The sequence below is a fragment of the Sphaerimonospora sp. CA-214678 genome (assembly GCF_050942215.1).
Taxonomy (GTDB): Bacteria; Actinomycetota; Actinomycetes; order Streptosporangiales; family Streptosporangiaceae; genus Sphaerimonospora.
The window spans coordinates 5,429,997-5,444,167 of the sequence record NZ_CP192056.1 but is presented as its reverse complement, the minus strand read 5'-3'; the positions used below and the strand labels follow the sequence as shown (position 1 = coordinate 5,444,167).

Here is a 14,171-nt window from a genome sequence, read left to right as displayed (position 1 = left end):
CTCTCGCGCGGGGCGGTGCGCGAAACTCCGGTCAGGGTTGTTCGCGCATTCGGTAAGGCGCACGGGCTCCCGGCGGTCAGCGCTGCACGCTTGAGCGCATGGATGTGAAGGTCAGCGTGGTTGTGCCCGTGTCCAATCCCGGGCTCGAGAACGACGCCTTCGGCGCGTGCGTGCGTTCGCTGCTGGAGCAGTCGCTGCCACCGGAACAGTACGAGGTGATCTTCGCTGACGACGGGTCCACGGACGGGACGCGCCGGCGGCTGGACGCGGTCGCCGAACGCCGGTCGAACGTCCGCGTTCTCCACCTCGACCACACCGGCTCGGTCGCGCGGGGGCGCAACCTGGGACTGTCGGTCGCCCGAGGCGAGTACGTCTACCTGATGAACCAGTGCGACAGGCTGGAACCGCGCGCGCTGGAGCGGATGCACGGCATGGCGGTGGACTGCGACGCCGACGTGCTGATCGGCGGAATCGTCGACGGCCCGGGCAGCGGCCAGGGCGACGCGCCACCGCACCCGGCTTTCGCCGCGAACCAGCCCCGGGCCGACATCCTGCGCGACCGTCTCCTCGCGCTGCCGAGCGTCCACAAGCTGTTCGACCGCGAGTTCCTGGAACGCCGGCAGCTGCGCTTCCTCGACCGGCCGCTGTCGGAGCAGCTCTTCACGACCGGGGCGTACCTTTCTGCGAAGGTGATCGCGGTCCTCGCCGAAGAGGTCTGCTGCCATCTGGGGCCCGCGGCGGAGGAGGCGCTGGACGCCGAGGCGCTGTTCGAGGGTCTGGGCGCCATCTTCGACGTCGTCGACGCGCACACGGAGCCGGGCGCCCAGCGCGATCGGATCTACGCGCACTGGTATCGCGTGCTCGCGCTGCGCCGCCTCGGCGGACCCCGGTTCCTGACCGCCGCGCCGGACGAGCGGGCGCTGCTGTTCTCGTTCCTCCGGCGCCTCACCCTGGACCGGATCCCGGAGACGGCCGACGCGCATCTCCCGGTGCGCCTGCGGGCACGGACGGCGCTGCTCCGCCAAGGTCGGCCGGGGCACCTCGTAGAGCTCGGCGAGGCGTCGCGCGGCACCCGGCTCAATGCCGAGCTGCGTGATCTGCGCTGGGAGCGGGGCATGCTCGCGCTCGACCTGAGCGTGGAGATCCTTCAGTCCGACGGGAATCCCGTGTGGCTCAGGGAACAGGACGGCCGTCTGCTTTGGACGCCACCCGCGCAGATCAGGGGACTGGCCGACCCCGCCCTTGCGGACGTCACCGGGGCGGTGCGCCGGGCCCGGATGGAGGTCTACATCCGCGACCCGCGGTCCGGTGTGACGTACCCCCTTCCGGTGGAGAGCACGATCGGCCGGACCTCCTCCAGGGGCCGGGTGCGGGTCTGGATGAGAGGTGAGGCCCGGCTCGACGTGGGGTCCGCCGCCCTGGGCCGACCGCTGCCGCGGGGTGTGTGGGAGATCCACGTGCGGATGCGCGGCGTCCATCGCGGCCGCGCCCGAGTCGGCCGCCCCGAGGTCGGGATGACCTGCGCCGGCGTGCTCGCCGACGAGTCCAGGAGGCTGGTGACGCCATGCTGGTCGGAACGCGGCGAGCTGGGCGTCTGCGTGGCGCCCGCTTCTTTCTCCGAGTCCGTCGCCCTGGTCTCGTCCAGGACATCGGTGACGCGGCAGGCCGGGCATGTCTTCGTGGTCGTGCCGGTGCCGTACGTGCCGCCGAGCGGCGGCCCTCCGGTCGAACTGGTGCTGCGCGAACAGGACCGGCGCGGCCGCTCGACGGCGGTGCCCGCGCTGGTCGAGCCGGGGATCCCGGGGCGCATCGCCGGTCGGCTCGTCGCGAAGGTGCCGGTGAGCCGGGCCGGCGGTGAAGACCGCCTCGGACCGGGGGCCTGGCGGGCCGGCCTGCGTATCGACCAGAGGGAGACCGACCTGCGGTTCGGCCTGAGCGTCAGCCGCGCCGGACAGGTGAACGTGCTGCGCCCCGGCCGCGTACGCCACCCCGGGGGCGGGCACGCGCCGTCGAGGCTGAGGCGGCTCGCGGTACGGCTACGCCGGGCGGTCGCCACCCGCGGCCATCGGGAAACATCGGGAGGAACCGCGGCCCGGTGAGGTGAGGCGGTGGAATTCCCGGCCCGTTGACCGGGGCGGGCATCACGACGTATCTCGTACCGGGGGTGGCCCTGTCACCGGCTCCTGATAGGACTGGTCCATGGGTGAATTCCGCGTTGAACACGACTCGATGGGCGAGGTGCGGGTTCCCGCCCGCGCCAAGTGGCGGGCGCAGACGCAGCGGGCGGTGGAGAACTTCCCGGTGTCCGGCCGGGGACTGGAGCCCGTGCACATCGCCGCACTCGCCCGCATCAAGGCCGCCTGCGCGAAGGTCAACGCCGACTACGGCGTCATCGACGCGGACCTCGCCCAGGCCGTACGGGACGCCGCGAACGAGATCGTCGAGGGGCGGTGGGACGACCAGTTCCCGGTCGACGTCTTCCAGACGGGCTCCGGCACCTCGTCCAACATGAACGTCAACGAGGTGATCGCGACACTCGCCGAGGAACGGCTCGGCCGGCCGGTTCATCCCAACGATCACGTCAACGCCGCCCAGTCGTCCAATGACGTGTTCCCGTCCTCGATCCACGTGGCGGCCGCGCTCGCGGTCGCGCACGACCTCACCCCCGCCCTTGAGCACCTGGCGACCACGCTGGCACAGAAGGCGTCCGACTTCGCCGACGTGGTGAAGGCGGGCCGGACGCACCTGATGGACGCCACACCGGTCACGCTGGGCCAGGAGTTCGGCGGATACGCCACGCAGATCGAGCTGGGCATCGAGCGGCTCCAGGCGGCGCTGCCGCGCCTGGCCGAGCTGCCGCTGGGCGGTACGGCCGTGGGCACGGGCGTCAACGTGCCGGGGCCCGGGTGGGCGGCCGAGGTCGTGGCCGAGCTGAGCCGTACGACCGGGTTGCCGTTCGCCGAGGCGCGTGACCATTTCGAGGCGCAGGGCGCGCGGGACGGCCTGGTGGAGCTGTCCGGCGGGCTGAAGGTGATCGCGGTGTCACTGAACAAGATCGCGAACGATCTCCGGTGGATGGGGTCCGGGCCGCGCGCCGGGCTCGCCGAGATCAATCTGCCCGACCTCCAGCCGGGCTCGTCGATCATGCCGGGGAAGGTCAACCCGGTGATCCCAGAGGCCGTCACGATGGTGGTGGCGCAGGTGGTGGGCAATGACGCGGCGATCACCATGTCGGGGGCCGGCGGCGCGTTCGAGCTCAACGCGATGCTGCCGGTGATGGCGCGCAACCTGCTGGAGTCGATCCGGCTGCTGGCGAACGTGTCGGGGCTGCTCGCCGACAGATGCGTGGCCGGGATCACGGCCAACGAGGACCGGATGCGGGAGTACGCGGAGTCGTCGCCGTCGATCGTCACGCCGCTCAACCGCCATGTCGGCTACGAGGAGGCCGCGAAGATCGTGAAACAGGCGCTGCGCGAGCGGAAGACGATTAAACAGGTCGTGATCGAGAGAGGGCACGTCGCCGACGGCACGCTGACCGAGGAGCGACTCGACGAGATCCTCGACGTCCTGTCGATGACCAGGCCCCGGCCCACGTGAGCCGGCCGGTCCCATAGAGGGCCAGGCGGCGCCGCCGGTTCCTTCTCGGTGTTCAGCCGTACGCCACCATGATCAGGATCACGAGGACGATGAACGCGGCGAAGGCGGCCCCGGCCAGCAGGAGCACGCGGATCCTGGCCGTGGTGTCGGGTGGCGGCGGGCGCTGTACGGAGAACAGATCGGTGCCCAGCCCGCGCGGCCGACCGTTACCCTGCTCCCCGGATTGGTCGCCGAATTGGGGACCGGCAGGCGCGGCGGGCCGTACCGGACCGTGCCCGGGGTGTGCGGGGTGTGCGGGGTGTGCGGGCCCGTGCCCGGAGTCTCCGTGCCCGGAGGCGGGTGGCTCCGGGGCACGCTGTTCGCCGCCCCGACCGGTGTCGGCGCCCGGTCTCGGGGGCAACGCCCTGCCGGAGGCGGGCAGTCGCCTGGGAGCGGTCACCTCGTCGATGTCGGGGGCGGGTGGTGGCGTAGCGGAGACCGACGGGATGCGCAGGCCGCCCTTCGGACGGATGACGACCATCGTCTGGTCACTGTTATCGTCGCCGTTGTCCGCCGGTCCCGCGTTCTCCCGCGCCGTGATCGGGGCGACCCGGGGCGCCGCTTCCTGCCCGGGGGCCGGAATGCGGGGTGAACCCGAGTCGGCCGCCTCGTCGCCCGCGCCGGCCGCCGTACCGGCCGATGTGCCGCCGGTCGGCGTATCGGCCACGATCCGGAGCATCGTGGCGGCCCTGCCCGCTGTCATCCGGGTCCTGTGGTCCTTCTCCAGCAGCCCGTTCAGAATCGGGCGCAGGGGCCCCGCCTGGGTGGGCGGATCGACGGTCTCGTTCATCAGCGCCTTCAGCGTCTCGCTGAGCGACCCCCGCTCGTAGGCCGGCCGGCCCTCGACCGCGAAATACAGGGTGGCGCCGAGCGACCAGAGGTCCGACTCGGGGCCGGTGTGCTCGCCGCGCGCCCGCTCGGGGGCCGTGTAGCCGGGTGAGCCGATCACCATGCCGGTCTGGGTGAGGGCGCTGTCGCCTGCGGCCTTGGCGATGCCGAAGTCGGTCAGCACGACCCTGCCGGTCTCGGTCAGCAGGACGTTGCTCGGCTTGACGTCCCGGTGCAGGATGCCCCGGGAGTGCGCGGCACGCAGCGCGCCCAGCAGGTCGTGGCCGATCTCGGCCACCAGCCGGGGCGGGAGCGGGCCCTCCTCGTCGATCACCTGCTCCAGCGACCGGCCCTCGACCAGCTCCATGATGATCCAGGGGCTGCCGTCCGCCTCGATGGCGTCGTGGATGGTGGCGACGCAGGGGTGGCTGATCTTGGCCGCCGTCCGGCCCTCGCGCAGCATGCGTTCTCTCAGCTCACGTCGCTGCCGGGGGGTGAGTCCCGGGTCCTGCCGGATCTCCTTGATAGCGATCTCACGGCCCAGCGCCCGGTCATAGGCGCGCCAGACGGTGCCCATCGTCCCCCGGCCGATCGGCGTGCGGAGCTCGTAGCGGTGCGCGAGCAGCCGTGGTTGCAGTTCCGCCATATGAAGAAAGATAGCCATTTCACGTCGTGAGCGGCTTTGGGGGAGTGTCAGCGGACCACGGGTGCGGCGAAGATCTGTGCGACGCGACCCGTCACCTGAGGAAATCTCGGGGCCAAAAGCGCCTGGGCACGACCATTTTGATCACCCCGGCGAGCCGCCGCATCAGCGGACTGCGGACCATCTGGTGAAGCGCCGGCTCCGCCGGCTTGCGGTGCACGCCCTCGGCCGGACGACGCCGTGGTGTCGTCGGCACCGTCAGGTGATCGCGTTGGTACGCGAGGTGCTGATGCGTGTGCTGGTACGCCTGGCCGTACGGCCAGGGGTGCTCGTGGTTCGGCGTCGAGGCATCCGGGACGTCGCGCGGATGCGGCGGCGGTGGTGCCTGATGCGGCTGTGACGGTTGCGGACGCCCGTAATGCGGCGGCTGACCATGCGGGGTTGGAGCTTGGTAGGGCTGGGCCTGCTGCGGTGGAACCTGCTGCGGCTGGGTGTGGTGGTGGTCGCCGTGCTGCGGCTGGGAGTACTGCGGTGGAGTGTACTGAGGCTGGGACTGCGTGGACGGGGTGTGCGGGAACATGCGCAGCCGCGGCCGTGACTCCGCCCGGTGCTGCCCCCGGCGCGGCGGCTTGCGGATGAACCCGGGCGGTGACGGCGGGGAGAACGGGGTACGGCGGGGCTGCGGGCCGTACTCCTCCACGGTGTCGCCCGACGCGATCCTGGACAGAATGAGCGCCGCGCGGACGCTGTCGATTCGCGCGGCGGGGTCGATCTGGAGCAGCCCGCGCAGCACCGGGGCGAGCGGACCGGCCCGCTCCATGGGGATCGGCGCGCCACTCGTGAGCGCGGCCAGCGCGGCGGCGGCCGTACGACGGCCGTGCAGGCCGCGGCCCTCGACCGCCGTGTAGAGGGTGGCGCCGAGCGACCACAGGTCGGCCGCCGGGCTGGCCTTGGCGCCGAGGACCCGCTCCGGCGCGATGTATCCGGCCGAGCCGAGCACGATTCCGGCCTGCGTGATCGACTTGTCGCCCTCCACGGCGGCCAGACCGAAGTCGGTCAGTACGGCACGGTCCTCGGTGACCAGCACGTTGCTCGGCTTGACGTCCCGGTGCAGGATGCCCTTCGCGTGGACCGCGCGGAGCGCGCCCAGGACCTGCCGGCCGATCTCGGCGACCTGGCGCGGAGGCAGCGGCCCCTCCTGCCTGACGAGCTCATCGAGGGACTGCGCCTTGAGGAGCTCCATCACGATCCACGGACGGTCGTCCTCGGTGATCACGTCGAAGATGGTGATCACCGAGGGGTGGGCGACCATGGCGGTCGCCCGGCCCTCCCGTTCGGTCCTGGCGCACAGTTCGGCGCGCAGGTCCTCGTCGAGGACCAGCGGCAGCCGCACCTCCTTGACCGCCACGTCACGATCGAGAAGTTCGTCCCTCGCACGCCAGACGGTGCCCATTCCGCCGCGGCCGACCGGCTCCAAAAGCCGGTAGCGCGCGGCAAGCAGGTATCCGGAGGGCGCACGCATGGGTGGCAGCTTACCGATTTGCGCGATGCGACCTGTAGAGACCATGCCGGGAAATTGTTGAGATCTTCTGTCAAAAGTTTTGACAGCATCCGGCAGAGTTCACCTGCGGCCGATGGTCAGGACCGGTCCAGAGGCGTCCTGGAAGAAGTCGTTCCCCTTGTCGTCGACGACGATGAAGGCCGGGAAATCCACGACCTCGATCCGCCAGACGGCCTCCATCCCCAGCTCCGGATACTCCAGGACCTCGACTTTCTTGATGCAGTCCTGGGCGAGGCGGGCCGCGGGACCGCCGATCGAGCCGAGGTAGAAGCCGCCGTGCTCGCGGCAGGCGTCGGTCACCTGCCTGGACCTGTTGCCCTTGGCCAGCATGACCAGCGAGCCGCCCGCCGCCTGGAACCGCTCCACATAGGAGTCCATCCGCCCGGCCGTGGTCGGGCCGAACGAACCGGAGGCGTACCCCTCGGGCGTCTTGGCCGGGCCCGCGTAGTAGACGGCGTGGTTCTTCAAGTACTCGGGCATCTCCTCGCCGGCGTCGAGCCGTTCAGCGATCTTGGCGTGGGCGATGTCGCGGGCCACGACGAGGGGACCGGTGAGCGACAGCCGCGTCTTGACCGGATATTTCGTAAGTTCGGCGAGGATTTCCGGCATCGGGCGGTTGAGGTCGACGCTCACGACGTCGTCGGAGAGATGCTCCTCGGTCGTGTCGGGGAGGAAACGGGCCGGGTCGGTCTCCAACCGCTCCAGGAAGACGCCGTCCGGTGTGATCTTCGCGAGCGCCTGCCGGTCGGCGCTGCAGCTCACCGCGATCGCGACAGGGCACGAGGCGCCGTGGCGCGGCAGCCGGATCACACGGACGTCATGGCAGAAGTACTTGCCGCCGAACTGGGCCCCGATGCCGAGCCGCTGGGTCAGCTCGAAGACCTTCTTCTCCATCTCCAGGTCGCGGAAGCCGTGGCCGCTCGCCGACCCCTCGGCGGGGATGCTGTCGAGGTAGCGGGCCGAGGCGTACTTCGCGGTCTTCAGCGCGTACTCCGCGCTCGTGCCGCCCACGACGATCGCCAGATGGTACGGCGGGCAGGCGGCCGTGCCGAGCGAGCGGATCTTCTCCTCCAGGAACTGGAGCATCCGCTTCTCGTTGAGTACGGCCTTGGTCTCCTGGTAGAGGAAGGACTTGTTGGCCGAGCCGCCGCCCTTGGCCATGAACAGCAGCTTGTACTCGTCCGGATGGCCGAGGGGGTCCTCGGCGTACAGTTCGATCTGCGCGGGGAGGTTGCTGCCGGTGTTCTTCTCGTCCCACATCGTCAGCGGGGCCATCTGGGAGTAGCGCAGGTTGAGACGCGTGTAGGCGTCGTACACGCCCCGGCTGATGTGCTCGGCGTCCCGCCCGTCGGTCAGCACGTGCCGGCCGCGCTTGCCCATCACGATCGCCGTACCGGTGTCCTGGCACATCGGCAGCACGCCGCCCGCGGAGATGCCCGCGTTCTTCAGCAGGTCGAGCGCGACGAACCGGTCGTTGCCGCTGGCCTCCGGGTCATCGATGATCTTTCGGAGCTGGGCCAGGTGAGATGGCCGCAGATAGTGGGAGATGTCATGGATCGCGGTCTCGGTGAGCAGGCGCAGGGCCTCCGGGTCGACCACCAGGAACCGACGCCCTGCCGCCTCGACGACGCGCACCCCCTCGGCGGTGATCAGGCGGTACTCGGTGTCGTCCGCCCCTAGCGGCAGCAGGTCGGTGTAGTCGAACTCCGGCATGTCCTCGGTCCTCTGTTCTGCCTCATCTGAGTCGGGCGGGGCGGTGCCGTACGGCATGCCGGCCGCGGATACCCGCCCCACCAAAGGGTAAGGCCCGCAGAACAGGCCTCAGGGTGGGCCCTCCGCTCCAGCGGGTGTGCGGTGGTGGCCGCGGAGGTGACGGCCGGCCGGCGGCACCGCTGCCGGACCCCGGCCGTGGCGCTCGTCTGGCTACGGAGGGCCTGGGCGGATCGATCGGTGCGACGCGGTCGGGTTCGGGCTCACCGACGCGAGATCGGTTCGAGGAACGTCTCCCGGTAGGCGGCGGCCGCCGATTCGCCGGAGATGAAGTCGATGAAAACGCGCCCCGCCTCGGGAACCTCGGAGCCAGTGCTGATGGCACAGGCGAATTCTGTGTAGCGCTGCACCTCGTCGGGCAGGAATCCGACCACAGCGGTATTGGGCACGAACAGCAGTTCGCTGACCTGCTGGACCGCTAGATCAGCCGAGCCGTCCATCAACGCGTTCGCGGTGAAGCCCTTCTCTAGCACCGTCGCTCGGGACAGGACCTCCTCGGCGATACCGAGCTGCTCTACGAGCTCCACAAAGTAGATCCCGCTCTGGCCCGTGCGCGAATACGCCACAGAGCGAGCTTGACGCACCGCCTCGGTGAGCGCCGCCACGGTGGAGATGTCCGGGAGCGGGTCGCCCTGTTTGACGCCGAGGCCGATACCGGTACGGACGAAGGGGGTGACACTGTCCGGATCGACCACTCCACGTCGTCCGAGATCCTCGAAGGAGCCTGTGGTGCCGATCATTACGTCGAACGGCTCTCCCTCTTCGATCCTCGCCAGGAGCTTGACGGTTGGGTCGAAGACGCAGTTCAGGTCGATCCCCGAGGCCTGGCCGAACGCGTCGATGATGACGTCGTCGAAGGCCTTGCGCACAACGAGGCCGCTGAAGAGGGTGAGGGATGGGCGGGAAACCATGTGGAGCATCCTTTCGGCTGTCGGGCTAGTAGGGCCTGAGTGCCCGGCGTTGCGACGGGGTCAGGGGTGTTGCGGCGGCGTCGCGAAGCAGCAGAGCGAGTCGGGCCGTGTGCTCCAGCTCTTCGAGAGCTTCCACGGCGGCGTCGAGCGTCGGTGCCGAGACGACGGGGCCGTGATTGCGCAGGAGCAGCGCTGCGGATCCGGTCGCTGCTGCCTCAGCCGTAGCCGTAAGCGACTTGTCCCCGGGGGCGTGGTACGGAAGCAGCACCACGCGACCGACCCGCATCGCGAAATAGGCGGTCAGGCTGGGGACCGCGTCGGATGGATCCAGTTCCGTCAGACACGACAGGGCGGTGGAGTAGGTCGAATGCGTGTGGACCACGGCATGGTCGTGCGGGCGAGCTCTCAGCACCGCGGTGTGCAGGAACGACTCCTTCGACGGGGCGGGTCCGTCTAGGTGGGTGTTGTCCGGGGCGACCACAGCAAGATGATCGGGTCGTACGTCGCGAAGGCTGGTCCCGGTCGGGGTCACAAGTATGCCGCTGTCGGTGCGCAGGGCGATGTTCCCGGTGCGGGCATGGGTCAGACCCCGCTCGAAGAGGTAGTGGGCCGCCGCGGTCAGGGCTTGTCGGTCGTCGCTCATGGAGCCTCGTCTCCATGCCGTCCGATGTTCGCCAACAGACCGACGTCACCGAAATTACCGGACTTCAGTAGCAGCCGCTTCCCGTCCGCTGCCGACAGCCACGGCACTCCGGGAGCGGCCTCGGCACCGACGGTGCCACCGGCGCAGCCGAGCGCTTCGATCACCGCGCCGGAGGTCTCCCCGCCTGCGACCACGAACGAGTCGACACCGCGGTTCGCGAGCCCCTTGGCGATCGCTCCGATCGCCTCTTCGAATACCTGCGCCGCAGCCTCGGCACCGATGGATCGGTGGATGGCGGACAGTTCCGCCGGTGGTAGGGAGGAGTACACCAGCGGGACGCGGCCGGGTTCCAGGGTGTCGAACCATGCCAGCGCACGGTCCGCCATCGCCTGCGGATCGGGATCACGCTGGATGTCGAGGCGATGGGCTGGCAGCCCGGCGCGCTGGAAGACGGCGATCTCCTCCAAGGTGCGTGCCGAACAACTACCGGCGAGGATCGCGGCACGTTCTGTCGGGCCATCGACAACGGTATCCTCCTGCGGAGGTACCGCCGGTGCCAGGACCCGCGCTAGGCCGCCTGCCAGGCCCGCCGCGCCGGCGATGAGGGGCTCGGCGCTGATAGCCGCTCCCACGGACGCCAGATCGGCGTCGGTGATCGCGTCGACCAGGATGTGTCCACGATCGAGCTGGCCCAATCGGTTCTGCAACTCCGGTCGCCCGGCGGAGATCACAGGGTGGGGGATGAGGTGGACGTCGGCGGATGTCTGCGCGGCCAGCAACCGGACGATCTGAGAATCGCGCATGGGTGTGAGCGGATGGTCCCGCATCGGCGATTCCGCGAGCAGCACGTGGTGTACGAAGAGGTGTCCCAGATACTGGGTCCGGCCGTGTTCCGGGGTACTCGGAGTATGTACGACTCGCTCGGTCCGGCTCTGGAGCATCAGTGCGTCGAGCACCGGGCCGATGTTGCCCGTCGCAGTCGAATCGAACGTGGAGCAGTACTTGTAATAGAGGCGCTGTGCGCCCAGCTGGTGCAGCCAGTCGGCCGCCGTGGTCGCGGCTGCGACGGCCCGGTCGGCGGCGATGGTGCGGATCTTGAGCGCCAGCACCACAACGTCGGCGACGGCGGCGTCGGCGGTTCTGGGGTCGTGATCCTCTGGCGTGCGGAAGCCTAGCCAGACTGTGAGGCCGTGTCGTCGGAAGGCGACGGCGACGTCTGTCCCGCCGGTGGCGTCGTCGGCAATGACGCCGACCAGCGGACCTGATCTCCGTGGCGGTGTCATGGTCGCAACCTTCGTCGTAGTTCGCCGGCCGAGCAGGAGGGTCCGGAGAGTACAGGCATAGCCAGGTCCCGAACGAGCATGTCTCTGGCGGGGGCGAGGGAGTATTGCGCCAGGAATAGAGCATCGGCGGCATCGCCGTGGGAATGATGGATGCGCACGGCTTCGCTGATCCGCTGTGCCAGCAGTACCGTGTCGCCCGCTGCCGCCGCCTCTGCGGCTCCGTCGACCACGATTCCGTCGATCGAGCTGGCCGAACCCGCCGCATCGAGCGTGGCCAGTAATCGCTGCTGGCTGTCGGAGAGCGCTTGGGGCAGGGACGCGACGATCAGCACTCGGCGATATCCGGCTCGGGCGATTTCGCTGAAGGCCGCCTGGTCCGGCGCCAGAACCGTGATGGCCCCGCGGTACGAGTCCGCGACGGTGCCATAGAGGCTGCACGTGAGGAGCACGGCATCGGCCCCCTCACACTCCGCGTGTGCGATGAGGCGGTTCATCCGCTCGCGCAGTGGCGGTGTCACCCCTCCCGCGTGTTCTGCGTCAGCCAGGAGCCGGTCATCGAGCAGGTGCCACAGATCCACCGTGTCGAAGGCCGCCCGAAGTGCTTGGGCGGCGGGGTCCATGGCAGCGGTGACCGCGCTGATCAGGGCGATACGTGGTCCGGTTCCGGTTCGATCAGCAGTCATTTGCGTGCCTTCTGCCCCTGGGGGTCGCTGGTGAGTGCGACCAGGTTGACGGTCCGGGTCGAGAACCCGCCGTTTATCGATTCGATGACGGATCGTGCGGCCATGAGCCCGGAACGATGACGGCCCTCCACGGTCGATCCGGCCAGGTGCGGTGTGACGACCAGGTTCGGTACGGCGAGCAGTGGGCTGCTTGCCGGCAAGGGTTCCTGCGCAAACGTATCGAGGGCTGCGCCGGAGAGCCGGCCGGAGTTCAGAGCTTCGGCCAGGGCGAGTTCGTCCACCATGCTGCCGCGCGCGGCGTTGATCAGGTAGGCGCCCGGCTTCATAAGGTTCAGCGCCTTGGCGTCGATAATGTTCCGCGTGTCGTCGTTCAGGGCGAGGTGCAGAGTGACGATGTCGCTCTCGGCGAGCAGTGTGGCCAAATCGCGCTGATCGGCTCCGTGCTTGGCGAACACCGCCTCGTCGACGTTCGGATCTGTGGCGATCACCGTCATCCCGAAAGCTCCGCACAGGTCCGAGACGGTCTGCCCCACCGCACCGAAGCCAACGATGCCGATGGTCTTGCCGTACAGTTCGATCCCGCTGTCCTGCTTCCATGCTCCGCTGCGCAGCGCTTGGGAGTTCGCAGGGATCTGGCGCGCCACGTTCAGCATGAGGGCCAACGTGAACTCCGCGACCGATCGTCGATTGACGCCCGGGGTGGCACAGACGGCGATGCCACGTCGTGTCGCGGCTTCGACGTCGATGTTGTCGTAGCCCACCCCGGTACGGGAAATGACCCTCAATCGCGGCGCGACCTGGATCACTTCTTCTCCGATCGGCTCGGTCCCAGCGATGATCGCGTCCACATCGGCGACATTTGCCTGATCCGCCCTGGTGGCGTATCGCACCTCGATGCCGGCGTCGCTGAGTAGGTGGTGGACGTCGTTGGCATCGCGCAGCCAGGGGGTCGTGATCAGAGTGACCGCTCGTGCCATCGATCTCTCCATTCCAGTAGTGATAGCGAATACTATAGTATTAGCACATATTGTGCATCATGCCCGTTCATCGTGCATGCTCCCGGCCGCCAGAGCCGTGCCTGCTGGTCGTGATCGAGCCCCACCTTCCCTTGGGGGAGCGTGGCCCGATCCCGGACCTGCGGCGGCAGTTCAACACGGCGATGTGGCGGTTCCGCACGTGCAGCCCCTGGCGGGACCTGCCCGCGGAGTACGGACCGTGGTCCACCGTCTACGACCGGTTCCGGGGCGGGGCGAAGACCGGTGTCTTCCTGCGTCGATGGGCGCGGTGATCGACAAGGCCGCTGCCTGCGGGCAGGCGGACCTGGGGCCGGTCGGCGTGGATGCCACCACCGCCCGCGCTCACCACCACGCCGCCGGGGTGATCCTCAGCCCCGATTTGTCTCCAGGTATTGGAGAAGGTCGTCGACGAGGAGGAAGGGGGCGCACGCCGCCCGGCGGCGGGCCCGAAGAAGATGGAGATGACGACGGGGACGGGGCTCGAACCGCACGCCGGCGGCTGCACCGGCGACGCCCGGCATGGCTGAAGGCGGCCGCGCTGGGCCGCTCACGTGGCGGGCTGACCGGCAAGGTCCACCTGTCCGCCGACAAGGCGTTTTCCTCTCGCACCAACCGCGCCTACCCGCGCTGACGCCACGTCCGCGCTGTGATGCCCGAAAAGGCCGACCAGGCGGCCAACCGCAAGAACCGCGGTTCGCGAGGCGGCCGCCCGATCAGCCACGATCCGGATCCGTACAAGGAGCGCAACACCGCGGGGCGGTGCATTCCTAGCTCAAACCGAGCGGAGCGAATCCCTTGTCGGCGATCGCGGAGCTGCCCGCACTGCCGTAAGCCGGTGGCGGTTCATCAACCTGCTCGTGACACCCGCTGTCGCATATGACTACATGTCATCACCGTCCATGACATGGCGCGGCCTCACGTCCGGATGGCAACTCCCGCGACCGGGCATTGATGTGCCGCAGCGCCTCCGACTCGGCGCGCACCATCGACGTCTCCTCGCACATAGCGACAAGCTGACGTGCGAAGTCTTCTGACGAGGACACGTTCGGGGCACAGGCGGCACGGACATGATCGGCGATCAACGAGCCCGGCTCCGGCTCGATCATCAAATCGACAGCCTCAAGATCGAGAAGAGTGCGAATGATAGCCCATCGGGTCGCATCGTCGCCTCTTGCTATAGAAGTAATGACTATACTA

Annotated in this window: 12 protein-coding genes; 4 read left to right on the top strand and 8 right to left on the bottom strand. The window is 69.1% G+C overall.

Going from position 1 to position 14,171, the window contains the following annotated elements; all coding sequences use genetic code 11:
• The first annotated feature begins 98 nt into the window (after nt 1–98).
• Entirely contained in the window at nt 99–2,099 is a 2,001-nt protein-coding gene (locus ACQP1K_RS24285) for a glycosyltransferase family 2 protein (RefSeq protein WP_433497999.1), read from the top strand.
• Nucleotides 2,100–2,199: 100 nt separating this feature from the next.
• Nucleotides 2,200–3,597 carry a class II fumarate hydratase gene (locus tag ACQP1K_RS24280; protein WP_433497998.1) on the top strand — a complete coding sequence of 466 codons (1,398 nt, stop codon included), beginning with the start codon at nt 2,200–2,202 and terminating at the stop codon, nt 3,595–3,597.
• Nucleotides 3,598–3,649: 52 nt separating this feature from the next.
• On the opposite strand, the gene ACQP1K_RS24275 is transcribed toward ACQP1K_RS24280, so the two are convergent.
• The 8 genes from ACQP1K_RS24275 to ACQP1K_RS24240 form a co-directional block, all read right to left on the bottom strand.
• Nucleotides 3,650–5,110 carry a serine/threonine-protein kinase gene (locus ACQP1K_RS24275; RefSeq protein ID WP_433497997.1) on the bottom strand — a complete coding sequence of 487 codons (1,461 nt, stop codon included), beginning with the start codon at nt 5,108–5,110 and terminating at the stop codon, nt 3,650–3,652.
• 91 nt (nt 5,111–5,201) lie between these two features.
• Nucleotides 5,202–6,629: a serine/threonine-protein kinase gene (locus tag ACQP1K_RS24270; protein WP_433497996.1), complete on the bottom strand. Its 1,428-nt coding sequence runs from the start codon at nt 6,627–6,629 to the stop codon at nt 5,202–5,204.
• 99 nt (nt 6,630–6,728) lie between these two features.
• Entirely contained in the window at nt 6,729–8,381 is a 1,653-nt protein-coding gene (locus tag ACQP1K_RS24265) for a fumarate hydratase (RefSeq protein ID WP_433497995.1), read from the bottom strand.
• Nucleotides 8,382–8,641: 260 nt separating this feature from the next.
• A complete protein-coding gene (locus tag ACQP1K_RS24260; RefSeq protein WP_433497994.1) occupies nt 8,642–9,349 on the bottom strand; it encodes a substrate-binding domain-containing protein in 708 nt (235 codons plus the stop codon).
• Between the two features lie 25 nt (nt 9,350–9,374).
• The gene (locus ACQP1K_RS24255) at nt 9,375–9,992 is read right to left on the bottom strand and encodes a class II aldolase/adducin family protein (protein ID WP_433497993.1); all 618 of its coding nucleotides are present in this window, start codon (nt 9,990–9,992) and stop codon (nt 9,375–9,377) included.
• Nucleotides 9,989–11,275 (bottom strand): 3-oxo-tetronate kinase, encoded by a 1,287-nt coding sequence (gene otnK, locus ACQP1K_RS24250; protein ID WP_433497992.1) that lies wholly within the window; start codon nt 11,273–11,275, stop codon nt 9,989–9,991. Before otnK ends, ACQP1K_RS24255 begins: the two co-directional genes overlap by 4 nt.
• The gene (locus tag ACQP1K_RS24245) at nt 11,272–11,958 is read right to left on the bottom strand and encodes a hypothetical protein (protein WP_433497991.1); all 687 of its coding nucleotides are present in this window, start codon (nt 11,956–11,958) and stop codon (nt 11,272–11,274) included. Before ACQP1K_RS24245 ends, otnK begins: the two co-directional genes overlap by 4 nt.
• A complete protein-coding gene (locus ACQP1K_RS24240) occupies nt 11,955–12,935 on the bottom strand; it encodes a phosphoglycerate dehydrogenase (protein ID WP_433497990.1) in 981 nt (326 codons plus the stop codon). The genes ACQP1K_RS24245 and ACQP1K_RS24240 overlap by 4 nt, the downstream gene beginning before the upstream one ends.
• A gap of 59 nt (nt 12,936–12,994) precedes the next feature.
• On the opposite strand from ACQP1K_RS24240, the gene ACQP1K_RS24235 reads away from it, so the two are divergent.
• Together ACQP1K_RS24235 and ACQP1K_RS24230 are read left to right on the top strand one after the other, a co-directional pair.
• A complete protein-coding gene (locus tag ACQP1K_RS24235) occupies nt 12,995–13,246 on the top strand; it encodes a transposase (RefSeq protein WP_433497989.1) in 252 nt (83 codons plus the stop codon).
• Complete coding sequence (locus ACQP1K_RS24230; RefSeq protein WP_433497988.1) at nt 13,234–13,605, top strand: hypothetical protein; 372 nt, start codon at nt 13,234–13,236, stop codon at nt 13,603–13,605. Before ACQP1K_RS24235 ends, ACQP1K_RS24230 begins: the two co-directional genes overlap by 13 nt.
• Nucleotides 13,606–14,171 lie beyond the last annotated feature (566 nt).

Coding starts and splice junctions, on each gene's coding strand:
- ACQP1K_RS24265 (WP_433497995.1), bottom strand. CDS start 8,381: ATGCCGGAGTTCGACTACACCGACCTGCTGCCGCTAGGGGCGGACGAC.
- otnK (WP_433497992.1), bottom strand. CDS start 11,275: ATGACACCGCCACGGAGATCAGGTCCGCTGGTCGGCGTCATTGCCGAC.
- ACQP1K_RS24260 (WP_433497994.1), bottom strand. CDS start 9,349: ATGGTTTCCCGCCCATCCCTCACCCTCTTCAGCGGCCTCGTTGTGCGC.
- ACQP1K_RS24285 (WP_433497999.1), top strand. CDS start 99: ATGGATGTGAAGGTCAGCGTGGTTGTGCCCGTGTCCAATCCCGGGCTC.
- ACQP1K_RS24275 (WP_433497997.1), bottom strand. CDS start 5,110: ATGGCGGAACTGCAACCACGGCTGCTCGCGCACCGCTACGAGCTCCGC.
- ACQP1K_RS24235 (WP_433497989.1), top strand. CDS start 12,995: ATGCCCGTTCATCGTGCATGCTCCCGGCCGCCAGAGCCGTGCCTGCTG.
- ACQP1K_RS24245 (WP_433497991.1), bottom strand. CDS start 11,958: ATGACTGCTGATCGAACCGGAACCGGACCACGTATCGCCCTGATCAGC.
- ACQP1K_RS24280 (WP_433497998.1), top strand. CDS start 2,200: ATGGGTGAATTCCGCGTTGAACACGACTCGATGGGCGAGGTGCGGGTT.
- ACQP1K_RS24255 (WP_433497993.1), bottom strand. CDS start 9,992: ATGAGCGACGACCGACAAGCCCTGACCGCGGCGGCCCACTACCTCTTC.
- ACQP1K_RS24270 (WP_433497996.1), bottom strand. CDS start 6,629: ATGCGTGCGCCCTCCGGATACCTGCTTGCCGCGCGCTACCGGCTTTTG.
- ACQP1K_RS24240 (WP_433497990.1), bottom strand. CDS start 12,935: ATGGCACGAGCGGTCACTCTGATCACGACCCCCTGGCTGCGCGATGCC.
- ACQP1K_RS24230 (WP_433497988.1), top strand. CDS start 13,234: ATGGGCGCGGTGATCGACAAGGCCGCTGCCTGCGGGCAGGCGGACCTG.